Source organism: Streptomyces sp. GD-15H, assembly GCF_045291515.1.
Classification (GTDB): Bacteria; Actinomycetota; Actinomycetes; order Streptomycetales; family Streptomycetaceae; genus Streptomyces.
In genome coordinates, this window is sequence record NZ_CP149447.1 from 4,673,086 (window position 1) to 4,694,312 (window position 21,227).

At 69.3% G+C, this 21,227-nt stretch carries 20 protein-coding genes, 1 tRNA gene and 2 pseudogenes; 6 read left to right on the forward strand and 17 right to left on the reverse strand.

The annotated features are described in order from the left end of the window. Positions 1-83 precede the first annotated feature (83 nt). Positions 84-1,828: pseudogene (locus tag WJ438_RS22105) on the forward strand (DoxX family membrane protein). A 71-nt stretch (positions 1,829-1,899) separates the two neighbouring features. Here the strand turns inward: WJ438_RS22105 and WJ438_RS22110 are convergent. The 4 genes from WJ438_RS22110 to WJ438_RS22125 all read right to left on the reverse strand — a co-directional run bounded on the left by WJ438_RS22110 (position 1,900) and on the right by WJ438_RS22125 (position 5,680). Then, entirely contained in the window at positions 1,900-2,631 is a 732-nt protein-coding gene (locus WJ438_RS22110) for an NDP-sugar synthase (protein ID WP_406726770.1), read from the reverse strand. A 77-nt stretch (positions 2,632-2,708) separates the two neighbouring features. Further along, positions 2,709-3,179, reverse strand: coding sequence for a hypothetical protein (locus WJ438_RS22115; protein WP_406726771.1), 471 nt, complete (start codon positions 3,177-3,179; stop codon positions 2,709-2,711). A gap of 233 nt (positions 3,180-3,412) precedes the next feature. Next, positions 3,413-4,501, reverse strand: a complete 1,089-nt coding sequence (locus WJ438_RS22120; RefSeq protein WP_406726772.1) for an ABC transporter ATP-binding protein — start codon at positions 4,499-4,501, stop codon at positions 3,413-3,415. Positions 4,502-4,699: 198 nt separating this feature from the next. Further along, positions 4,700-5,680, reverse strand: coding sequence for a helix-turn-helix transcriptional regulator (locus WJ438_RS22125; protein WP_406726773.1), 981 nt, complete (start codon positions 5,678-5,680; stop codon positions 4,700-4,702). Between the two features lie 115 nt (positions 5,681-5,795). On the opposite strand from WJ438_RS22125, the gene WJ438_RS22130 reads away from it, so the two are divergent. Both WJ438_RS22130 and WJ438_RS22135 read left to right on the forward strand, forming a co-directional pair. Beyond that, a complete protein-coding gene (locus WJ438_RS22130; RefSeq protein WP_406726774.1) occupies positions 5,796-6,206 on the forward strand; it encodes a DUF3224 domain-containing protein in 411 nt (136 codons plus the stop codon). A gap of 92 nt (positions 6,207-6,298) precedes the next feature. Further along, positions 6,299-6,375, forward strand: a tRNA-Thr gene (locus WJ438_RS22135). Positions 6,376-6,418: 43 nt separating this feature from the next. On the opposite strand, the gene WJ438_RS22140 is transcribed toward WJ438_RS22135, so the two are convergent. From WJ438_RS22140 to WJ438_RS22160, 5 genes are all read right to left on the reverse strand, one after another. After that, complete coding sequence (locus WJ438_RS22140; RefSeq protein WP_406726775.1) at positions 6,419-7,834, reverse strand: tyrosine-type recombinase/integrase; 1,416 nt, start codon at positions 7,832-7,834, stop codon at positions 6,419-6,421. A 65-nt stretch (positions 7,835-7,899) separates the two neighbouring features. Next, a complete protein-coding gene (locus WJ438_RS22145; protein WP_107460421.1) occupies positions 7,900-8,103 on the reverse strand; it encodes a helix-turn-helix domain-containing protein in 204 nt (67 codons plus the stop codon). A 444-nt stretch (positions 8,104-8,547) separates the two neighbouring features. Then, a complete protein-coding gene (locus WJ438_RS22150; RefSeq protein WP_406726776.1) occupies positions 8,548-10,020 on the reverse strand; it encodes an ATP-binding protein in 1,473 nt (490 codons plus the stop codon). Between the two features lie 2 nt (positions 10,021-10,022). Next, positions 10,023-10,871 (reverse strand): bifunctional DNA primase/polymerase, encoded by an 849-nt coding sequence (locus tag WJ438_RS22155; RefSeq protein ID WP_406726777.1) that lies wholly within the window; start codon positions 10,869-10,871, stop codon positions 10,023-10,025. Then, positions 10,868-11,560, reverse strand: a complete 693-nt coding sequence (locus WJ438_RS22160) for an SAM-dependent methyltransferase (protein ID WP_406726778.1) — start codon at positions 11,558-11,560, stop codon at positions 10,868-10,870. Before WJ438_RS22160 ends, WJ438_RS22155 begins: the two co-directional genes overlap by 4 nt. A 133-nt stretch (positions 11,561-11,693) precedes the next feature. Between WJ438_RS22160 and WJ438_RS22165 the strand changes: the two are divergent. Then, positions 11,694-11,999, forward strand: a pseudogene (locus tag WJ438_RS22165) (hypothetical protein); the annotation flags it as partial. Between the two features lie 302 nt (positions 12,000-12,301). On the opposite strand, the gene WJ438_RS22170 reads toward WJ438_RS22165, so the two are convergent. The 7 genes from WJ438_RS22170 to WJ438_RS22200 form a co-directional block, all read right to left on the reverse strand. Further along, positions 12,302-12,766 (reverse strand): hypothetical protein, encoded by a 465-nt coding sequence (locus WJ438_RS22170; RefSeq protein ID WP_406726779.1) that lies wholly within the window; start codon positions 12,764-12,766, stop codon positions 12,302-12,304. A 203-nt stretch (positions 12,767-12,969) separates the two neighbouring features. Next, positions 12,970-15,072 carry an ATP-binding protein gene (locus WJ438_RS22175; protein ID WP_406726780.1) on the reverse strand — a complete coding sequence of 701 codons (2,103 nt, stop codon included), beginning with the start codon at positions 15,070-15,072 and terminating at the stop codon, positions 12,970-12,972. A 105-nt stretch (positions 15,073-15,177) separates the two neighbouring features. Further along, the gene (locus WJ438_RS22180) at positions 15,178-15,495 is read right to left on the reverse strand and encodes a hypothetical protein (RefSeq protein WP_406726781.1); all 318 of its coding nucleotides are present in this window, start codon (positions 15,493-15,495) and stop codon (positions 15,178-15,180) included. Beyond that, entirely contained in the window at positions 15,492-15,842 is a 351-nt protein-coding gene (locus WJ438_RS22185; protein WP_406729772.1) for an RRQRL motif-containing zinc-binding protein, read from the reverse strand. The genes WJ438_RS22180 and WJ438_RS22185 overlap by 4 nt, the downstream gene beginning before the upstream one ends. After that, positions 15,842-16,702, reverse strand: a complete 861-nt coding sequence (locus tag WJ438_RS22190; protein ID WP_406726782.1) for a protein spdB — start codon at positions 16,700-16,702, stop codon at positions 15,842-15,844. The genes WJ438_RS22185 and WJ438_RS22190 overlap by 1 nt, the downstream gene beginning before the upstream one ends. After that, positions 16,699-16,980, reverse strand: a complete 282-nt coding sequence (locus tag WJ438_RS22195) for a DUF6303 family protein (RefSeq protein ID WP_406726783.1) — start codon at positions 16,978-16,980, stop codon at positions 16,699-16,701. The genes WJ438_RS22190 and WJ438_RS22195 overlap by 4 nt, the downstream gene beginning before the upstream one ends. Further along, on the reverse strand, positions 16,977-17,246 hold the full coding sequence (locus WJ438_RS22200) for a DUF6284 family protein (RefSeq protein WP_406726784.1): 270 nt from the start codon (positions 17,244-17,246) through the stop codon (positions 16,977-16,979). Before WJ438_RS22200 ends, WJ438_RS22195 begins: the two co-directional genes overlap by 4 nt. 506 nt (positions 17,247-17,752) lie before the next feature. Here WJ438_RS22200 and WJ438_RS22205 point away from each other — a divergent pair. Further along, entirely contained in the window at positions 17,753-18,520 is a 768-nt protein-coding gene (locus tag WJ438_RS22205) for a GntR family transcriptional regulator (RefSeq protein ID WP_406726785.1), read from the forward strand. Then, positions 18,517-19,086, forward strand: a complete 570-nt coding sequence (locus WJ438_RS22210; protein WP_406726786.1) for a GNAT family N-acetyltransferase — start codon at positions 18,517-18,519, stop codon at positions 19,084-19,086. The genes WJ438_RS22205 and WJ438_RS22210 overlap by 4 nt, the downstream gene beginning before the upstream one ends. An 86-nt stretch (positions 19,087-19,172) precedes the next feature. On the opposite strand, the gene WJ438_RS22215 is transcribed toward WJ438_RS22210, so the two are convergent. Next, a complete protein-coding gene (locus WJ438_RS22215) occupies positions 19,173-20,627 on the reverse strand; it encodes a hypothetical protein (RefSeq protein ID WP_406726787.1) in 1,455 nt (484 codons plus the stop codon). Between the last annotated feature and the right edge of the window lie 600 nt (positions 20,628-21,227).

Sequence of the window (21,227 nt, forward strand, 5' to 3'; positions counted from 1 at the left end):
CCGGGTGGTCCGGACAAGCTTGACGCGGTCCGGACACATCCGGCGCGTCACAGCAGTGTCCTATCACCACGTCACTCGGTTAGATGAGTGTGGACACCAGAACACCCCGCACACCCACGGGGGACCGCTCGTCGGGACTCGACGACGCTCCCGCGCTGAGCATGGTGAAGGTGCCGAGCGATCCGGCGCAGGTCATCGTCAATCACGCCAGCTTCCGCGTGCAGCTGGGCGTCTCGAAGCGACGCGCCCCCTCCCCGCGGATCGCACAGCACTTGAGCGCCGCCGAGCACACGGCCCGCATCCCCGTCGTCACCACCATGGGCGCCCCGGGCGGAGCCGCGGCCCGTCGGCGCCCCGTCGTCTGGAGCGGTCGCTCCGCCCCCGACGACACCGGCGCGCACCGGCTTCTCCAGGCAGTGCGCCACGAAGGCCTCCACCACGCCGACGAACCGCTCACCGACGCCGGAGCGACCCAGGTCATCCCCCGCGTCGGCGAGGGGTACGGCTACGCCGACGACCCGGACGCCACCCAGCCCATCGAAACGCCCTTCGTCGGCCCCCAGCGCACCCACGGCGGCGCACCGCCCCTGCTGCCACCCCTGCGCACCGTCGGCAGCGCCTACGACGAACCGGCCTACGACGAACCGGCCTACGACGACCGGGGCTACGACGACCAGCCCTACGACAACCAGGGCTACGCCGAACAGGGCTACGGAACCGGCGAGTTCGAGGACACCGGTGGCCACCGGGCCGCCACCGACCGGAAATCCGGCGGCCGTCGGGCCAAGCGCCACCACGACGACCCGGCCCGGCACGCCTACTACCCCGGCCGCCGGATGAACCTCGGCGTCGTCCTGCTCCCGTTGCGCGTCCTCCTCGGCTTCATCTCCGTCTACGCCGGCATGGGCAAACTCTGCGACCCCGTCTACTTCGACGGCGGCACACGCGGTTCCATGGTGACGTGGCTGAACACCCTGCACCCCTGGGAAGTCGCCCGGCCGCTCCAGCAGTTCGCCCTCGAGCACCCCATCGGTGCTGGACTCGTCATCGCCTTCCTCCAGGTCATCGTCGGCGTCCTCACCGTCCTCGGCTGCTGGCAGCGCGTCGCCGCCGGCGTCGGCGCCATGCTCTCCGCCGCGCTGCTGGTCACCGTCAGCTGGAAGAGCGCCCCCGCCTACGACGCGCCCGACATCATCTGCCTCGCCGCCTGGTCCTCGCTGATCATCGCCGGCGCCCCCGTCTACTCCGTCGACGGCCGTCTCGCCGCCCGCGCCTGGCGCCGCCTCGGACCCCGTTCCGACCTCTGGGACCTGCGCCGCTACGTACTGCGCCGCGGTGCCCTCATCACCGTCGTCGTCTGCGGACTCACCCTGCTCGTCGGCTCGCTGCTCGGCGGTGCCGTGCGCGACTCCGACCGCGTGGTCGTCCCCGGGCCAGGTGAGGCCCCGCGCAACGAACTGCCCGGCTCCCCGCTTCCGAAGGAGTCCGGCGAGAAGAGCAGGCAGGGGACCCCGTCCGCCTCCACGTCACCCACCCAGGGCGCCACCCCGGGAACGACCGGCCCGTCCAGCGGCGCCACCAGCCCCGGCGCGACCCGGGACACCGGCGGTGCCGCCACCGGCGCGCCCAGCCAGACCCAGGGCACCTCCGGTGAGGCTCCGCCCCAGCAGTCCTCCCCGGTCGACCAGGCGCCGAGCACCAGCTCCGGGCCCACCTCCGGCGGCGGCACCACGGGCGGCGGCGACGGCGGCATCCCGAGCGGCAGCGGGGGGAAGAGGCCCCGTCCGCAGAGGAGCCCGGCCGGCTCGTGGGCGGCCTCCTGGGATAGCCCGGCCGACCCGCGTACGGCGAGGGCCCCGCACGGTCACCGTGCGGGGCCCCTCGCCGTACGCGGGCGGGTCAGCGGCTCTGGGACGCCAGTTCCTTCGCCGCCTCCGTCAGGTCCTTCGCGGTGTCGATCGCCCGCCAGTAGGAGCCCTGCGGGATCGGGAACCCGGCCAGCCGGCGCTCACGGGCCAGCCGCGGGAACGTGGTGCGCTCGTGGTCGCCACGCTCCGGCAGCAGGTCGGCGAACTCGGGGGAGAGGACGTACACCCCCGCGTTGATCTCGAACGTCGACGGCGGGGCCTCGATGAAGTCGGTGATGTGACCGAACCCGTCGGTCTGCACGGCCCCCCACGGAATGCGCGGGCGGGCCAGGGCGAGGGTCGCGACGGCGTCCCGCTCGGTGTGGAAGTCGGCCATGTCGCGCAGCGAGAAACGGGTCCAGATGTCGCCGTTCGTGGCGTACCAGGGCTGGTCCGGGTGCGGCAGGCGGGTGGCGGCGTACTTCAGGCCGCCGCCGCGGCCGAGCGGCTCCGTCTCGACGACGGTGGTGACGGAGAGGGGAAGGTCGGCGGTCTCCAGCCACTTCTGCAGCACCTCGGCGAGATGGCCGCAGGAGACCACCACGTCCGTGACGCCCTCCTCGGCGAGCCAGGAGAGCTGATGGCCGATGATCGGGGTCCCCGTACCGGGAATCTCGACCATCGGCTTGGGCCGGTCGTCGGTGTACGGACGAAGCCGGGAACCTTGGCCGCCGGCCAGGACGACGGCTTGCACGGGCCGCGACGCGGCGCTCGGATCGGTCATGAACGCACTGTACGTGGCGGTCGGCGGACCGGACGGCGGGCCCTACCGCGGGCCCTGGCTCGGGCCCTGGGACGGGCTCAGCCGTGGGAGGTGAGCACCCCCGACGCGAAGGAGGTGTCGCAGACCGGACGGGCGAAGGACTGGGCCTTGGTGGGGCCGTACACCTGGACCGCCGCCTTGCCCAGCGCACGCGCGATCGACGCGCAGTGCCGCGCCAGCGACGGGCGGTCGTTCACCGCCTGCTGGAGGTGGGTGAGGGCGACGCCCGGGTTCTCCTTCTGCAACTCGACCAGGAGCGTGTCCCGCAACACCTCGTGCGGGGCGCGCGCGGCGGCACGCGAGGAGGCGCCGGACGAGGACGCACCGGACACGGCCGTGTCGGCGGCGGCGAGGACCGGACTCGTAGGGCTCCCCGACCAGTTGACCCGGGCGACCGCGAGGGTCCCGGAGAACACCAGGACGACGGGCAGGACGAAGGCGAGGGTGCGACCGACCCGGCGGCCGGGGCCCCGGCCGCTTCGCGTCTGAGGCGTAGTGGAGTGCTTCACGCGTGTGAGAGTAGCGTCCGGTGATGGCATGGAGACATACAGTCACTGGTTCGGGTGACATGGGCGGGACGTTTCCTGGGTAACGCGTTGACGCACGCTGCTCGAAATGCGGCGAATGCCGGGTATTTATCGACAATGCAGGCGCATTGAAGGGGGCCCCGCAGCGGTCTGCGGGGCCCCCTCATCAAGTCGGGTGAATTACCCGGCGTGGTGTGACGGTTCGGTCACGGCTCTCAGTCGGACAGGCGCGCGCCGGACGACGTCGAGAAGACGTGGGTCTCGCCGGACCGCGGCACGACGTGCAGCGTGCTGCCCTTCTCCGGCACGTTGCGGCCGCCGACGCGGACGACGAGGTCCTTGGACTCGTCGCCGAGCTTGGCGGTGCCGTACACGAACGCGTCGGAGCCCAGCTCCTCGACCACGTTCACGGTGACCGCGAGGCCCTGGTCGGATTCGGCGCCGGCCACGTCGAAGTGCTCGGGGCGGACGCCGACGGTGACGGTCTTGTCGGTGGCGGCGGACAGCGCGTCACGGTCCACGGCCACCACCGAGTTGCCGAACTTCACGCCGCCGTCCGTGAGGGGCACCTCGACGAGGTTCATCGCGGGGGAGCCGATGAAGCCGGCCACGAAGAGGTTGGCGGGCCTGTCGTACATGTTGCGCGGGGTGTCGACCTGCTGGAGCAGACCGTCCTTGAGGACCGCCACGCGGTCGCCCATGGTGAGGGCCTCGACCTGGTCGTGGGTCACGTACACCGTGGTGATGCCGAGGCGGCGCTGCAGGCTCGCGATCTGCGTACGGGTGGAGACACGGAGCTTGGCGTCCAGGTTGGACAGCGGCTCGTCCATGAGGAACACCTGCGGCTCACGCACGATGGCGCGGCCCATGGCGACACGCTGACGCTGACCACCGGAGAGCGCCTTCGGCTTGCGGTCCAGGTACTCCGTCAGGTCGAGGATCTTCGCGGCCTCCTCGACCTTCTGCCGGATCTCCGCCTTGTTGACACCGGCGATCTTGAGCGCGAAGCCCATGTTGTTGGCGACCGTCATGTGCGGGTACAGCGCGTAGTTCTGGAACACCATGGCGATGTCCCGGTCCTTCGGCGGCAGGTGCGTGACGTCGCGCTCACCGATGCGGATCGCGCCGGCGTTCACGTCCTCGAGCCCCGCGAGCATGCGGAGCGAGGTGGACTTGCCGCAGCCGGACGGGCCGACGAGTACGAGGAACTCCCCGTCCTCGATGTCGATCTCGAGCGCGTCCACGGCGGGCTTGGTCGAACCGGGGTAGATCCGGGTCGCCTTGTCGAACGTGACAGTGGCCATGGTGAATGGGCCCCCTTCTACCGGCAGGAACGTGCCGGACGATCCGAGTAGGAAGGTGGTGCCACGACGGGATGTTCCGTTGTGGTTCCGAATGGTGCAGTCCACAGAAGCGAACTGGCACAGGACGGTACCGGCGTTCACCTGATCTGTCAGCACCTGAAGCCCTGTGGACTTCGCGGAGACTTTCGCCGGCAGGCGTCACCGCTCGGCCGCGTAACGCTCGGCGAGGACCTTCACGGCCCCCGCGACCGCCTGCCGCAGCCCCGGCGGACCGAGCACCTCCGCCTCGGTGCCGAGCCGGAGCAGATCGCCGGTGGCGACCGCCTCCGACTCGACGGGCAGTTCCACCTCGACCCACCCCTCGCCGTCCGGCGGCCCCGCCTCCCGCAGCGCCCGTGCACCCGCCGCCCCGAACTGCATCGGCAGCAGCTTCTGTCCGCGGGGCGAGAGCCGCAGCCGGGCGGTGTCCTGCCGCAGCGCCGCCTCCATCCGCCGGGAGGACTCCGCCCAGTACGCGGCGAGAGCGAACCCGGCGGGACGGGTGAACAGGTCGCCCGTCTCCTCCACAGCCCGGAAACGCGACACCCGGTAGGTGCGCACGACGTCCTCGGACAGCGCCACGAGGTACCAGATGCCGCCCTTCAACACGAGCCCCAGGGGGCGCACTTCCCGGTGCACCTCACCCCGCCAGCGCCGGTAGTGGGTTCTCAGCACCCGCCGCTCCCACACCGCCCCGGCGATCCGTTCCAGGTGCGGCACCGGGTCCGCGTCGCGGAACCAGGCGGGGGCGTCCAGGTGGAACCGCTCACGCACCCGCCGGGCCTGATCCGCGAGTGCGCCGGGCAGGGCGGCCTCCACCTTCAGCTGGGCACTCGTCAGCACGGCCCCCAGGCCGAGGTCCCCGGCCGGTCCCGGCAGCCCGGCCAGGAACAGCGAACCGGCCTCCGCGTCCGTCAGCCCGGTCAGCCGGGTGCGGTATCCCTCCACCAGGCGGTAGCCGCCCTCCGGCCCGCGCTCGCCACGGACCGGCACCCCGGACGCGCCGAGCGCCTCGATGTCCCGGTACACGGTGCGCACCGAGACCTCCAGCTCCGCCGCGAGTTCGGGGGCGGTCATCAGACCGCGGTTCTGCAGCAGCAGGAGCAGGGAGAGAAGCCGGTCGGCACGCACGGGAGGCATTCTCCCGCGCCCCGGACGTACCTGACAGGAGATGTCAGGTACGGCTCCCAGGATGGTCGTGCCGGTTCGGCGCGGGACGGTCCTCGCCGGCGGCACGACCGAAGGGGAACCATTCATGCCCACCACCCGGACCACCGGCCACTTCACCTTCGCCGACTGGAAGGAGGTCCCCGTGGGCCCGGAGGAAACCCACCCCCGGCTCGCGCACGCCACCGTCACCAACGCCTTCACGGGTGGCATCGAGGCCGAGTCCACGACCTGCGACTACGCGATCTCCTACCTGACCGGCACGACCGGCTCCTTCGCGGGAATGGAACTCGTCCGCGGCCGTGTCGACGGGCACGAGGGCACCTTCGTCGTAGAGGAGCGCGGGCGCTTCGAACCCGACGGGACCGTCCACTGCTCCTTCGAGGTCGTCGAGGGCTCGGGCACCGGGGAACTGACCGGGCTGCGCGGCACCGGCGAGTTCACCTACCGGCACGGGGAGACGAAGGTGCCGTACACCTTCGCGTACGGACTGGAGTGAGCGGGCGCGTCCGCCGCCCTCGAGTGCGTGGCTCGGCGAAAGCCGCTCTGTGTACAGTGGACCCGCCCTCGCGCGCTCCGCGCGTGCGCGGCGCCTCCTTAGCTCAGATGGCCAGAGCAACGCACTTGTAATGCGTAGGTCGTCGGTTCGAATCCGACAGGGGGCTCCATCCGAAGCCCAGCTCAGACAGTCTCTGAGCTGGGCTTTTTCGTTCAGCGGATGCGACGGCGGCGCAGGGAGCGTGCTGTACGGGTGTCGGCGGTCTCAGTTCTGGTCTCAGTGGGGCCTGGATTCGGGCCCGCCGGAGACGTGGGAAGCGACGGCGGCGGCACGAAGAACTCGCCCATCCGCCGCATGGCGTCCTTGGACAGGTGGGACCGGCCCTTGACGTACCGGCGGGTCTGGCTGATCTGGGTGTGCCGCAAGATCTCCATGATGGTGGGCATGTCGACGCCCAGCTCGTTCAGGATGGTGCCGGCGGTGTGGCGGCTCCCGTCGTACAGGCGGCGGTCATCGATCCCGGCCTCCTTGAGCAGCTCCTTGAACTCCCCGTAGTCGGCGCGGGGGTCCAGCGGTCGGCCGTCCGGCCGCGAGAACACCACGTCGTGCTCCTGCCACAGTTCACCAGCGGTTTCTCGGACCACGTCCTGCTGTGCCTTGTGGTCATGGAGGAAGGGAACGAAGACAGGCGGGATCGGCACGGCGTTCCGGCTCTTCCTGGTCTTGGGCCGGGTGAAGGTGAGCCCGCCCTCTTTGCGCTCGGGGCAGGCACTCGCGTGCTTCGTGCACGTCCTGGTGCACGGCTTCGGGCAACCCCGCTTGTAGCCCCTGTGCGCGGTGCAGTCCGGCGGGCACGGCTCGAAACGGTGCAGACGTCCTCCGCAGGCATGCGGGTCGGCGCATCCGTGGCGCCACGTGAGGCGCTGAAGCTGCCACTCGGGGCGGAACAGCTCTGCCTCCAGGTCGACGTACGACCAGCGCAGTCCGAGCGTTTCGCCCTGCCGGAACCCCATGCCGACACCGACGATCCACCGCATGAAGGTGGGCCGCTTCGCCGCGGTTTCCAGGAACGCTTTCGCCTCTTCCCTTGTGAAGGGGTTGGCTTCGGTCTCGTCCACGCTGGGCGGGTCCACGAGCGTGGCGACGTTCTCCCCGATGATGCGGCGGCGGTGGGCGATCTTCAGGGCGCGGGACAGGATGCGGTGCACCTTCAGGACGTGCGAGGGAGCGTGCCCGGCGTCGAGCATGGCCCGGTACATCCGCTCCAGGTGTTCAGGCTGCAGCTTGTCGATGCGGTGCTTGCCAACGCCGGGAATGATGTCGTTCCGTGTCTTGGACCAGTAGTCATCGAGCGAGCGCGGCTTGAGCTTCAGGCTCGCGATATCGGTGAGATAGGTCTCCATCCACGCGGCGACGGTCGGCTTCCGGCCGGCGGCGGGCGCGCGGCCCTGGTCGCGCTGGCGTTCCAGCTCCCTTACCTTGCGTTTGATCTCGGCCTCGGTGCGGGCCCGGCGGTGGCGACGGTCGGGGCCGCCGTCGCTCTTGACGCCCATCGTCACGCGGCCGTGCCACCAGCCGTCGGCGCCGAAGTAGATGGACGACTCCATGTTGGGCTTGCGGGGGCTCATGTGCTCCTCCATGCGGGAGGCGCCCCGAGCGGGATGCTCGGGGCGCCTCGGTGACGTACTCGGGGTCAGTTGGGCAGCGGGGCGAGGTTGGCCACGTACGCCTCAAGGTCGGCACGACGGATGCGGCGCGTGCGGCCCAACTTGATGTACTTCAGGGCACCTTCGGCCATCAGTTCGTAGACGGTGGAGCGGCCGATGGCGAGCGCTTCGGCGGCTTCCTCGGGCTTGTACAGGAGCCGGTCGACGGGAGCGGCGATCGCGGTGCTCATCCAGGTGTCTCCTAGGGCTTGGGTACGTGTCAGGGCTCTGCTTCTGTCCGAGGTGGGGATTTCTGCGTCACCTGCGTCATCTGCGTCATTCAGGCTCTTGACCTGCGACTTTCGGGTGACGCAGAGGGCCGGGGGTGCGTCATCGGTGACGCAGGCCGTCCGTCATCGGTGACGCAGGTGACGCGGGATGACGCAGACTTCGCCGTCCTGCGTCACCCCTGTATGCGCAGGTCACGCGGCGTTTTCCAGCCCTTGGTGACGCAGGTGACGCAGCATTTCCCACTTAGGAAAAAAGGAGGGGGTGCCTGTGGTGGTGCGGTGCGGCTCAGGGCATGAGGAAGGAGCCGCTGCGCGGCGCGTCCCGCGCAGGGCGGCGCTGCCGCCGAACAGCAAGAGGAGCACGCCTGGCCGGTGGTGCTCCTCTTGCTTGTACGGCGGCGCCGGTCAGAACGTCTGCTGCTCGGGCGGGGGCGGAGCGGGCGCGCGGGTCATCTCGAGGTAGCGGCCCTCCTTGGTGCGGCCCGAGTCGATGAGGACGCCCCGGGCTGCCAGGGTGGGCTGGAGGCGCTTGAGCCGGTCGGAGAGCACCTTGCCGGTGGTCGGCCACCCCTTGGGCAGGGGGCGGAAGTCCTCGCCGCTGTAGAGCCGGGTCAGGCAGTGCAGCCACTCCGTGGACGTCATCCGCTGCGCCGCGCCCGGCTCGATGTCGGCGGCGTGCCGCAGGACGGTCTGTGCCAGCAGGTCGCCCTCGATCACGTCGTCGTTGAGGTCGTCCAGGGCGGCCCGGTAGGCGGCGAGCGCCCCCAGGCCGGTCGCCGCGTCGAGCTGCGCGCACAGGTGCGCGAAGTCCGCCATCCGCAGATCGGTCGGGGTCTCCGCCTCCACCGCGCGGACCTTGACCGTCAGGTCCAGCAGAGACCCCAGGACCACGGGCAGAGCCTCCGCGTACTCCGCCCACAGCTCCGCCTCGGTGCGCCGCACCCGGGGCCGCTCCAGCCGGAGCGGCAGGAGCCGTTCGGCAAGGTCGGGGCGGATGACGCCCACGTCGATGCCGGTCAGCAGCAGGGGGCGGCGGTAGCGGGCGCGGAACACGTCCCCGTCGGTGAAGAGCGCGCGCTTGACGTTCTCGGCGCCGGTGACGATGCAGCACATCGCGTCCGACAGGTCCGGGGTCATATGGGAGAGGTTGTCCAGCGCGGTGACCCAGCCGGCCGCCACCGCCGCGATCAGGTTCTCCTCGTCCTTCGGCGCCCGGCGCAGGTCCCCGGTCATGCCCTCGATGATCCGCACCAGCATCCGGCCGCCGGTGGACTTGCCCGCGCCCTGCGGGCCGGTGAGGAACGGGGCGGGCACGGGCACCGACGGCCCCAGGCAGCCGATGAGCCACGCGATGGCCAGGCACTCGGTCTGAGCGGTGGCGAAGTTGCACAGCCGCAGCAGCAGATCGATGCCCTTGCCGTTGGTGTCCCGGGAGGGCAGGGGCAGTTCGCCGGTGAGCTGGGTACGCCGCCAGCACACCTCCGCCGGGTCGGGGACGGTGACGTCCCACCCGGTGGGGTGGATCCGGACCGACCGCCCGTCATCGCGGCCCAGGTCCAGCCACGTGGCGCCGTCGAAGCCGGGGGCGACGCGGATGTGCACGGGCTGCACGTCCTCGGTCAGCGCGAGGGCTTCGATCAAGTCCAGTGCCTCCTTGAGTGCGGTGCCGTTGAACACGCCCACGCCGTCGCGGAAGAGGCCGACCATGAGTTCCTGGCGGTGGCTGCCGGTGGTGCCCTGGGAGCGGATCGGGCGGGCCACGGGGTGGCCGTTCTTCTGCGCGTACACGGTCCCGTCGGCGGTGCGGAAGTACCGGAAGTGCGCCTGCGCGTAGTCGGTGATGACCTCGCGGGCGGGGGTCTTGTCGTCGTCGGACATGGTCACAGTCCCAACCGGGTGCGGGCGTTGGTCCACGCGTCGGTGCAGTGCCGGAGCGATTCGCCCTTGGCCTGCGCGGCGGTGAACAGCCGCGCCATGTGGGCGTCGGTGAGGCAGTCGCACCGGCCGTGCGTGGACAGCACGGCCAGGAAGGTGCGATAGACGGTGGTGTGGACCGCGCTGGAGGCGGCGGTGATGCGCTGTTCGGCCATGGCGATGCCCCGGTCCAGGTAGGCGGGTGTGCGGTGGCGGCACTCCCCGTTCCCGGACCGTGCGGGCACGGCGACCGCATGCGGCGCGGGGCAGGGCGTAGCGGGTTCCTTCACGGCCAGCGCGCGGACGGCGTCCGGCAGGGCGGCCATCGTGCCGGTGCCGGGCCCGAGGTAGCGGGTGTAGGCCATGGCCGACTTGATGTCGACGCCGTCACGGACCGCGTTGTGCGACGCCATGGTGCCTCGGTAGATCCAGTGCTCACCGCGTGTCGTTGGCACGGTCCGCGTGGCGGGCAGGGTCTCGCGGGCCCAGGCGATGGCCGCGGGGTTGTCCAGGTCGACCACGGTCAGCCCGGCGCCGCCGGGGTGGTAGCCGGCGCAGACGGCTTGCCGCCAGGCCGCGGCCCATGCGGGCGAGGCGATGACGCCGGGGGCGGTGGTGGCGGCGGCCCAGGCGTGGCAGACGCCGGGGCAGCGGCACGGGCCCGCGCTCTTCATGTTCGGCCGGCCGCCGCACGCGTTGCCCGCGCAGGTGCGGCAGTTGCCGAACGGCACCTTGCCCCGGCGCAGGGGCAGCACCGGCACGCCGGACGCCGCGAGGCTCAGCGCGGCGCGCAGGGGATACGGCGTCGCGCTCATGCCGCCACCCCCAGCACCGGGGCGAGCACGGCCAGGGCGGCGCGGCCGATGTGTTCGGCGTAGGCGGGCGGGATGCACTCGCGGATGCCGTCGCGGTTCATCCACGGCACCCCCAGCACCTCGCGGGCGAGCGGGACGCCGGAGAAGTTGCCGACGAACTGCCCGTAGTGGCCGGGCGGGACCGGGCGCCCCATCTTGGCCTGCGGTACGAGGTGGGCGGGGTGGCCGGGCTGCGGGAGGGTGAAGCCGCCGCCGGTCTCGAAGTACCGGTGCCGGTAGTTGGCGAGCCGGAACATCTGCCCGCACAGCATCACCGGGGCGTGCAGCTTGGGCACCGCACCGCCCACGTTCTCGATGACCCAGGGACGTCCCGTCGCCTCAAGTGCGGCGCGGGTGGGGGCGATCAGGTCGGGGTGGGTGTTGCCCTGGATGCGCTGGCAGTCGCTGTCGTGCTGGCAGGGCGGGGAGGCGTGGATGAAGTCGAACGCGGCCCCGTGCTCCAGGACGAACGCGATCGCGTCCGCCTGCACGAACCGGAACGGGTAGCGCGGCTGCGGGGCGAAGTCGACGCCGGTCACGTCGAACCCGGCGTCGGCGTAGCCCTTGGCCGCGCCGCCCTGGCAGCAGAACAGGTCCAGCAGGCGCGACCGTCGGCCGCGCACTCGCCGGATGGTGGTGGGTTGGGTCATGCTGGGAGACCTCCAACAGGTCTGTAGCGGACTGGTTGGCAAGGGCGGCCCCGGTTCTTTGGCGAGATGCGGGGGCCGCCCGCTTTCGTATGTGGGGCAGAACTGCGTACGCCGGATGATCGGCGCGGGCAGAATGTGGCCGGTGAGCACAGTGAGGCGGCGAGACAAGTCACCGGGCAAGCAGTTCTGGCGCAAGTTCGAGGAGGAGGTCGAACGCGCCGTAGCCGGGCTGGGCAACGCGCGCGTACAGCGCGACGTGTACATCCCCGGAGTACTCAGTGGACGTCGCCGGCAGATCGATGTCCTCGCCACAGGCGAGGTGGCCGGCCGCCCGATGAAAGTCGTCTTCGAAGCTAAGTGCCACGGGGGCACCGTTCAGATCGGCAGGGTCGATGAGCTTGTCGGCAAGGCTCTCGACGTGGCAGCCCAAAGCGCCGTCCTGTACTCACCCAAGGGGTTCTCTGTGGGTGCACGGGCGCGTGCCGCTGGTACGCAGAACAGCCCGCTTCACGTTGGTGTGGCGAAACTGGAAGTCGACTGGATGCGGGATGAGCCTGCCGCCGGCGAGACGGTGCCGATCAGGTACCTTCCCGGTCAGATCCCGCGGAGTGACAACGTCATGTACGACATGGCCCAGAGGCTCCCTGACCTCGGGTCGTATCCGGCCGAACCGGTGGAGACGGACGACTACGGCCGGTTCTTCCGGGAGAGGCCCCCTTATTCGTCTCCCGCTAGCAGCGCTCAGCCGTGGAAGTGGTTGCGCTTGAAGACGGCCTTGCGGATGTTCACGGTGGTGCCGCCCTGGTGGCCGCTCGTGCTGAAGAGCTGCACGGCGATCCAGCCGCCGAAGATGACGGCGGCCAGGACGATGAGCTGGGTGATGAACGCGGTGAGCGCGGCGATGAACGAGGTGAGCAGGATCAGTCCGCCGCACACCGCGAGGAACCCGACGCCCCCGAGGGCGACGTTCACGGCCGTGCGGGAGACGGCCGGCTTGACCGCGACCGGCTCCGGGCGGGCCGGTTCGATGGCGTAGCCGGTCACCACGCGGCCGTCGGGCAGGACGATGCTCGCCACCGCCGGCACGGTGCCCGGCTGCACCGCGACGACCGGCACGGCGACCGGGATGGCGGGCGTGATGGGGGTGGGCTGGTGGACTTCCACGGCCCGTTCGGCGGGCGGGTGGTGGGCAGGTTCGGGGTACATACGGAATCCCTTCCGGCACGTGGCCAGGGAGGCAGAGACACCCCCGTCGGGGTGCCGGGTGGAGGGGTGTTCGGGGAGCTGACCTGCGTGCCTCCCTGACTCCCTGAACGATCATTTGGGCTGGTCAGGGCCAGGGAGGCGGGTCAGGGAGGCGGTCAGGGAGTTCTCCCTGCCTCCCTGGCCCGTCGGCGGTCGGTTCCCTGTCATCCGTCGGCGGAAGCGGAACCGTCGGTGTCGCGGTGGGCGAGGGCGCGGGCGACGACCATGCGGCCGTCGGACTTGTACGGCTCGGCGCCGGCGTCCTCCAGCACGCGCTTGAGGTCGCCGGGCGTCCACCGCCCGTAGGCGTCCTCGTTGAGCGCGGACAGCCGCTTGAGGACGTCGGCGGTCAACACGCGGGAGGCGGTGCCGAGGACGGCGGCGATGTCGGCGAGCGGGTCACGCTCCTTCCCCCGCTCGATCACGTGCAGCGTGGTGACGCCGTCGCGCAGGGCCTTGGCCCGCTCGGCGATCTCGGTCGCGGTGTCGGTGTCGATGTAGTGCGTGCGCACCGTGAGGGACGACTGCCCGGCCGGGATGGCGATCCCGTCCGAGGCGACCACGACCGTGCCCTTGTCCAGACCCGGACGCAGCAGGTTCGGCGCGGCGCCGCCGTCGACGGCCTTGTCCCCCAGCGCCATGCGGGCCTGCGACTCGGTGCCCAGGGCGAGGGAGGCGCGGGTGTGGGCGCCCTCGCGGACCAGCTTGGGAAGGTTCTGGTCGGTGGGGTCCTGCGTGCCCTGCCAGAGCAGCACGTTGACCGCACGGCCCTGGTTGTGAATCTTGCGGGCGGCCATGAAGTAGCGGGAGGTGGCCTTGGAGCCGCCGTAGGGGCGGGAGTCCTCGTCCTTGACGGGGCACATGAACGCCACCTGCGCCTCGTCGACCAGCAGGATCAGCGGCGGGAATGCAGTACCGGGCGGTGCCGTCAGACGCCGTTCCATCTCCGAGACGCCGCCTTCGAGCATCTCGGTCGCCTCGATCACGTGGTCATCGGTCGGCCCCTGGATCAGGACGGTGGCGAGCCCGTCATACATGGCCCAGTCGCCGGCGCCCTTGAGGTCCGCGATCCGAAATTCCACGGATCGGTCGAGGGCGAGCCACAGGGCGAGCGCGCGCAGCGCGGCGGTCTTGCCCTGGTTCGACAGGCCGGTGATGAGCAGGTGGCGCTGGTACAGGCTCAGCGCGGCGGCGTCGCCGCGCAGGTCCTGGCCCCAGGGCGCCTTGCCCTTGGCGTAGTCGGCGGTCAGCGTGTCGTCGACGGCCAGCGGGGACGGGCCGATCGGCTCATCCAGCGCACCCGAGTCGGCCACCCACAGCCGCACCGTGCGGGCGGCGGTCGGGATGGTGATGAACACCTCGTGTTCGTGTCGGGTCAGGTTCTCCGCCAGCTTCCGGCGCTTGTTCTGCACCTCGTTGGTCGACACCCCCGAGGGAAGCGTCACGTCGACCTCGACACCGCATCCGGCGATCCGGATCGGTCCCAGCATGGAGGCGCCGGCGTCGCCCATCTCCTTGATGGCGTTGCGCAGGGCGGGGACTCCGAGGTCGCGCAGGGCCTTGACCACGATGGACGGGGTGATCGGCTCGCCCTCGCCCGACCGGACGTTCGCCGGCAGGGCCCAGGCGGGGGCGGCGTGCTGTTTGCGGCCGACGGACCACAGGGCGAGCAGGGCCAGGAACGGGCCGATCGTGAGCGCCGGACCCCACACGACCTGCACGATCCGGATCAGCAGGGCGATGAAGTCGATGGTCGCTGACAGCGGGGTGATCACATCGCCGACGTGGCCGGTGTTGAGGGCCATCACGACCCCGAGGGCGACCAGGACACCGATGCTCATGCCGGCGCCGACGGCGACGCCCTTGGCGGCCTCCACGGGCGAGTGGAGGAGGTCCATGCGGCGGTGGTGGCGGGCGGCGCGGAAGCGCTGCAACCGCTCCTCCCACTCCTCGGCCGCTTCCAGGTTCCCCGCGGCTTCCGCCGCCCGGATCATCCGCTCGTAGCGGGCGCCGGTGCGGCCGTCCCAGGTGCGGCGGGCCACGATCCGCCCGCCGTTGAGGGTGTAGAGGCTGTGTCGGGCCACGGCGCGGACGGTCGCCCGGGTCGTCTCGTGCGTGACGGCGGTCTTCACCGCGCGGCCGGAGCGGACCCACAGCGGCACCGGTCGGGCGGACGGGGCGTCGGGGACCACGGTGAGGGTGGTCACGGTCGCCGTGTCGGCCGGCGGGTCGGTGTGCTTGTGGAGGTGGACGACGTTCTCAGACATGCTGGGAGATCTCCTGACTGCCCCGTCCGGGGCGGGAGTGAGGGAGAGCCGGGGTGGCCGTGCCTGTGGAAAGAGCGGCCACCCCGGCATGCGGGGGTTGGCTGGTCACCACCAGCCGGACGACTTCTTGGCGGCCTTGGTCCGGGCGGCCTCGGTGATGAGCCGCTGCCGCTCGCCGTGCAGGGCGTTCAGTTCCGCGGTCAGCCGCATCTCGGCGGCCGACCCGGTGGACTCGATCCGCTGCTCTGTGCGGCCGGCGCTGCGGCCCCGCACGACGCGGTAGGCGCCACCGGCGACGGCGCGGGCCATGGCGCGGCGCTCGCGGCCGTTGAGCGGCCACAACTCGCCCCGCCGCACGGCCTCCAGCTTCTTGGCCGTCTGCCGGATCTCGCGGTCCAGGCGGCGGATGTCGGCGTTGCTCATCGGGTGCTCCCTTCCGGCCCGTGCGGGTCGGGGTAGGCGCAGGGCACGCAGGTGCCCAGCGCGGCGGGGATGACGTAGCCGGCATCACGCCGGCAGGCGGGACACGTGCGGCGGGCGGCGTTGGCCTTGGCCAGCGCCGCCCGCCGGGCCGGGGTCATCGGCCGGACCGGCACGGCTAGGTCGACGCGGTACAGGTAGGCGACCAGCGGCCCCCGCCGGTGGCGCGGCCGTTCGAGCTGCGCGGCCACGTCCTGACCACCGGGCCGCAAGCCCTGCGCGCGGAGTTGGCGGCGGGTGGCGTCGCCGGCCGGGGCCAGCCGCCACCGGAACACCGGCAGCGCCCCCATCACGCGACGCGCTTCCACGCGGCCCGAAGACGGACCTCGGAAGCGGAGTGACCGGCCGCGCGGAACCGGGCGGCCATCTCCCGGTAGGAGAGGGCGGGTGTCTCGCTGGTGCGGATCTCGTCGACGATGACGTCCAGCGCCTCATCGTCGAGCGCGGGCGCGGCCTCCAGCGAGCGGGCCGCCAGCGACTCCGACGGCCCCCACACGGGCAGATCCCAGCGGGGCGTGACGTCGGGCGTGACGCGGGCCGTCACGCTGGTCAGCGCCCTGCCGGTCTCCTCGCCGGCGCGGGCCGTCTCCAGCGTCGACCACGCGGAAGACAGCGTCTGCGCGGTCTTGGCCTGGACGCGGGCGACGCGGGCTCCGGCCTCCGTCACGGCCGTCAGCCGGGTCTCCTCGGTGGCCGCCTCGGCCCGCAGTTGGGCGCGGGCCACGGCCGCCTCGTCGCGCGCCTCCTGCTGGATCCCCCGGATCGCGTCCAGCGCGACCGGGGTGAGCGCGGTGCGCTCCCACATGCCGTGCACCAGCCACAGGGCCTTGGCGGCGAGGGGCAGCCACGCCACGGCCAGCCACGCGCCGGCGGAGTGCTCCGCGGTCAGCGCGTGAGCGACCAGAACAGCGGTGGCGAGGATGCCGAAGGACCAACCGACAGCGGTCACCGTGCGGTTGTGGTCGCCCTGCGCGGCGAGTCGGCGTTCATAGGCGAGGGTGGCCAGCCATCCCCCGTCGATGCCGAGACCGACGACCAGCGCGACGGGCCACGGCATCGCCGTGCCCAGCCACATCACCACCACGGCGAGGGTGAGCACCATGGACACGGCCGTCATCGCGACGGCCGGCAGTACGGTCTTGGCACTCATGCGGCGCCCCCGTCCCGACCGCGCACCGCGACGGCGGCGATCAGCAGGACCGGGGTGGAGTCGTCGTCGGGGTCCCGGCTGTCCTCCGTCCAGGACCACGCCGCACCCGGCGCCACCTCGTAGCCGAGTCCGGCCAGCGCGCACCGGCGCTCCGCCCCGGTGGGCACCGGCCCGGTGCGCTCCCAGCGGAACGTGGGCCAGTCCGGCTCGCCGTACAGCACGACGTACAGGCGCCACGCGCGGCCGTCGCTCGACATCTGCGCGGTCAGCGTCTTCACGCGGCACCTCCGGGAAGGCTCGCGTCGGCGGTGCGGTTGACCAGGGCGACGCGGGCGGCCAGCGCGCGGCGGCGGGCCCGGCGGATGCGGCGGGCGTCCAGCTCGGTCGGCGTGCGGTCCAGGGTGACGATGTGCGCGTCGAGCAGGTCGACGTCCGCCAGGATGACGGGCATCTCCCGCTCGATCGCGTCCAGCTCGGCGTTCGTCGGCTCCATGAAGTCGGCGAACGCGGTAACAGCGTCTTGAACGGTGACGATGTGGCTCATTGGGTCGTGGTTCCTCTCACAGGTGGAACGGCCCGAACCGCGCCCCCGGTGTTCCAGCACCGGGGGCGCTTGCCGTTGAAGTCGGACGATCCGGCTCCCCTCAGCGCCACTCGTACGAGACGAGCAGCGGAGGCAACCGGCCGCAGCACAGAAGGCGCTGCAGTGGTCGTGGTCGTACGGGTGTCTCCTTCGGGAACACGGGCTCCCGTTTCAGGCGTATGGAGACGTGACCTTTCGGTCTAAAGCCGTCCCGAGTGACAAGGGTCGGGTCCGCCCTCGGCCCGCTCTGTCCCGGGCCCCTGGTCGTGCATCTCGGGTCGCGCACGGCGGCGCACAACCCGAGACGGGAATATCAGCGCAGGTGGGCATACTTGATGGATCTGCACCACCTGCTCAACTTGTTGGTACAAGCTGATGCGGTGATGCTGCCCTCACGGAAGGTGATTCGTCAAGCGATCGGAGCGAACATGTACCAACAAGTTGAGCGAGTGCGTCATGATGGGCGCATGAGTAAGCAACCGAAGTACCGACAGGTGGCCGACGCCCTGCGCCGCGAGATCGTGAACGGCGCGTTCGACTCCGACCGCCGGTTGCCCTCGGAAAGCGAGCTGGCAGCCCGGTTCGACGCCTCCCGGAACACCGTCAGGTCCGGGCTCGCCCTGCTGGTCAGCGAGGGGCTGATCACGTCCAGCCAGGGTCTCGGCTACGAGGTCCGCTCGCACGAGGTCTTCGAACTCAACGCCTCCCGCTTCGAGAACCTGCAGTTCCCGCAGAACGGGGACTCCTACAACACCGACGTGACGAACGCCGGCCGACGCCCCCACCAGACGTTCCGGGTCGAGATGCTGCCCGCGCCCGCAGAGGTCGCGGAGCGCCTGAGGGTGGAGCAGGGAAGCAAGGTCGTCCTTCGGTTCTGTCACCGGTACGTGGATGACGTGCCGTGGTCCACGCAGGCGACGTACTACCCGGCTTGGCTGATCGAAGGCTCTCCCCGCCTGGCCGACCCCGGGGACATCGAGGAGGGGACCACGAGGTATCTGGCCGGCCGCGGAATCGAGCAGATCGGCTACTTCGACGAGATCGCGACCCGCATGCCCACGCCGGAAGAGGCGCGCCTCTTGGAGGTGGGGGCCGGCGTGCCCGTCCTGCTCTGGACGCGCACGGGCTACGCCCCCGACCGGCCCATCCGGTGCACCATCACGACTTTCCGGGGCGACCTGAACCGGATGAACTACGAGATCGGCGACCTCGCTGGCCGAAGCGAGAACACGTGATCATCACTCCTGCGGAACCGCAGGACCTGGCCACGCTGCTGTCCTTCCGTGAGGAGGCGGCGGCTTGGCTGCGCGGGCTCGGCTCCGACCAGTGGAGCCGCCCGTACCCGGCGGACAAGCTGTTGGCCACGATCGAATCGGGCACCGTGTTCATGCTTCGCGACGGGCACACGACCGCTGGCACGATCACGCTCACTCCGGACGCGGAAGACGGGCTGTGGACCAGCGAGGAACTGGCCGAACCGTCGATGTTCGTCAACAAGCTCACCATCGCTCGCGAGTACGCCGGGCAGAACCTCGGCGGCCGGCTGCTCGACTGGGCAGGCGACCGCGCACATCGTACGGGCGCTCAGTGGCTCCGTTTGGACGCCTGGACGACGAACGAGGGGCTCCAGCGGTACTACATCGGACAAGGCTTCATCCATGTCCGTACGGTCCGCGAGGGCACCGCGGTGAACGGCGGGCCGCGGGTTTCCGGGTGGCTCGCACAGCGAATGGCACGGCCCGCAGACGATGGATTCACGGACCGCACGCCAGCTCCCGTACGGCTTCCCTTCGCGGCTTGAGCGGAAAGCTTCGCTGAGGCATCAGAACTTTCTCTGCCCTCATCAAGGGATGCCGGCACACTTACCCCACCGTAGGTAAGGTGACTCTACGGTACGCCCCAGCTGATTCGGTTCGTGCCGTAGGCGAGCAAAGTTCCTAGCCAAAGCATCATAAGGACTGAACTCGTGGCGATTACCCAGCCTTTATTAAGCTCAGTGCTTAGAGTTGATGTCTCACGTACGAGCAATAGAGATGCCGCAATAGCCGTTGGGACCAAGATGACGCCAACATCTTGCCCCGACAGCTGACTATCGCCGCCTGCGCCTAGCCAGTTAAACAGGAAGACAACAAATGCGACTAGTGCCGTAAGGGTAAGGGTAAGGATCGCAGATCTACTAATTGCCGCAGGCAAACTCGCCCCTAGCGGTAGCTTTACCACAATTTTTTCTGGTCGTTGGCCGCTATCAGAAAAGGACATAAATTCTCGTGTGGAATGCTGAAAATCCGGGCCGACACCTTTAAGGCTGACTCCTTTCTCATCGAAAATGGATGTCTTGCGCGGCGTCAGCTCAACATTCGTATCGGTCACCAGAATACTAACGTGATTGCTTCTGGCATCCCGAAATACGACAGGCTGTTTAGAGTACCTCCGTCCCCAGGGTTTGGCTGCCGTGAGATCAAGCCCTCGCTTTTCTGAGGTCTCGATGAGGAATGATTTGTCAAGGGGGACTGTGCACTCCACGATGGCATTCCAGTGAATACCAGACGCTGCGTAGGCACCCATCAGTTTCGCAGCAGCGTCGTCACCCTGATTTGCTTTTTGTTTGACTTCGTTCAGAAAGGCGGTGAGTGACTCCAGGCAGGTCGTCACTTTAGCTTCGTCGGAAAAGGCTTTCCTGAATTCTGGCAACGCTAGCAACGGGTACTCCGCCGCGCTATCGATCTGCGAGGGCACAAGGCTCCTCACTTTTTTTGTCACGCTGTCGACTGCATTGAGCCAGTTGTTGATTGTCCGCTTGTTGATTTGCCCATTTTGGTCTCCGAGGATTCGATTTTCATTGAGATAGTTGCGCAATCTGATGCTTGCGTTATGGCTGCGGATATCTTGCCATGGGCTCGATGCGAACCCGACAATCGATCTAAGCCACTCTTCAAGAAGTCGACGATCCTCCATGGGCACTTTCGCTTGCTTTGCCAGCAGTGCGATATGCCGCGCCTGGATGTGTGCTTGCCGGGATTTCTCAATGAGAAAAGCCGGTTCCCCGTCTACGGTCACGGAGAAGTCAAACGATGGACTTCTTGGGAAGCTTCCAACGGGTAGGTACAATTGGACATGCGTTTGCCCCTTATCAATTACACCCTCAAGAAGGTCGGCCAGAGGCTCCCTTAGGGGTAGGGCTTGAATGGACTTTCTTCGATCGCACCAATTAGCACTTCTCATGTCGATGCGCTCATTCGCACGCAACCGCCAATGTGCGCTGTTGTCCAGCAAAAGAATTGCCGCCGTTTCGCGACAGAGCTCCGAAAGTTGAGCTTGGGTGCGTCCTGCTTGGCTGGCCATGACGAACTGCGCTCCCGTCAGATCTGATCTTTCGTTATAACAAGATCCCCGCTGCCTCCATGGATAGAATCAAGGGATGCGCAAGTTAAGCCATTAGAGCCGGCAATTCACTCGATTGGGGGCAGTCGCATTGACTCCACCAATCTTGATTGGTATCGCTTGGGGAACTCGAACCCGCGGAACGGATGCGTTCCATGATTCTCGGAAATGGGCGAGAATTGTGACTGATATCCCTAATGGCGAGTCAGACGATCGAGCTCTATTCGATTTCCATTCGGTCGAAGGGTGCGAATTTGACTCGGATGAAGTGTTTAATCGACAGTTCGATGTCTTTACCAAAGGGTACAAAACTCGAAATCGTTGCCCGGAAGTTCGGTCTATCAGGGAGTCTCACAAAGGGAAGCGTCGATCCGACCTTTAGTGGTATTTCGGTTGGGCGATAGCCTTTTCTTGACATCGCTGGCGTCCCGGTGGCGCTTCCCGTGGTCCCATGCAACCGACCGAGGGGTCTTGTCACCTCTGTTCCGTTCGGCACCGTTCATTGTCCTGGTCTTTGTCCGGTGCGCTAGCGGACGCCTCCGTTAACCGCAGTGCGCGCAT

Bases quoted from the DNA above. Each gene is read 5' to 3' on its own strand.
- WJ438_RS22125 (WP_406726773.1), bottom strand. From the start codon at position 5,680: ATGCCTCCCGTGCGTGCCGACCGGCTTCTCTCCCTGCTCCTGCTGCTG.
- WJ438_RS22140 (WP_406726775.1), bottom strand. From the start codon at position 7,834: ATGAGCCCCCGCAAGCCCAACATGGAGTCGTCCATCTACTTCGGCGCC.
- WJ438_RS22170 (WP_406726779.1), bottom strand. From the start codon at position 12,766: ATGTACCCCGAACCTGCCCACCACCCGCCCGCCGAACGGGCCGTGGAA.
- WJ438_RS22200 (WP_406726784.1), bottom strand. From the start codon at position 17,246: ATGAGCCACATCGTCACCGTTCAAGACGCTGTTACCGCGTTCGCCGAC.
- WJ438_RS22205 (WP_406726785.1), top strand. From the start codon at position 17,753: ATGAGTAAGCAACCGAAGTACCGACAGGTGGCCGACGCCCTGCGCCGC.
- WJ438_RS22175 (WP_406726780.1), bottom strand. From the start codon at position 15,072: ATGTCTGAGAACGTCGTCCACCTCCACAAGCACACCGACCCGCCGGCC.
- WJ438_RS22155 (WP_406726777.1), bottom strand. From the start codon at position 10,871: ATGAGCGCGACGCCGTATCCCCTGCGCGCCGCGCTGAGCCTCGCGGCG.
- WJ438_RS22160 (WP_406726778.1), bottom strand. From the start codon at position 11,560: ATGACCCAACCCACCACCATCCGGCGAGTGCGCGGCCGACGGTCGCGC.
- WJ438_RS22145 (WP_107460421.1), bottom strand. From the start codon at position 8,103: ATGAGCACCGCGATCGCCGCTCCCGTCGACCGGCTCCTGTACAAGCCC.
- WJ438_RS22110 (WP_406726770.1), bottom strand. From the start codon at position 2,631: ATGACCGATCCGAGCGCCGCGTCGCGGCCCGTGCAAGCCGTCGTCCTG.
- WJ438_RS22150 (WP_406726776.1), bottom strand. From the start codon at position 10,020: ATGTCCGACGACGACAAGACCCCCGCCCGCGAGGTCATCACCGACTAC.
- WJ438_RS22180 (WP_406726781.1), bottom strand. From the start codon at position 15,495: ATGAGCAACGCCGACATCCGCCGCCTGGACCGCGAGATCCGGCAGACG.
- WJ438_RS22215 (WP_406726787.1), bottom strand. From the start codon at position 20,627: ATGGCCAGCCAAGCAGGACGCACCCAAGCTCAACTTTCGGAGCTCTGT.
- WJ438_RS22185 (WP_406729772.1), bottom strand. From the start codon at position 15,842: ATGGGGGCGCTGCCGGTGTTCCGGTGGCGGCTGGCCCCGGCCGGCGAC.
- WJ438_RS22130 (WP_406726774.1), top strand. From the start codon at position 5,796: ATGCCCACCACCCGGACCACCGGCCACTTCACCTTCGCCGACTGGAAG.
- WJ438_RS22120 (WP_406726772.1), bottom strand. From the start codon at position 4,501: ATGGCCACTGTCACGTTCGACAAGGCGACCCGGATCTACCCCGGTTCG.
- WJ438_RS22190 (WP_406726782.1), bottom strand. From the start codon at position 16,702: ATGAGTGCCAAGACCGTACTGCCGGCCGTCGCGATGACGGCCGTGTCC.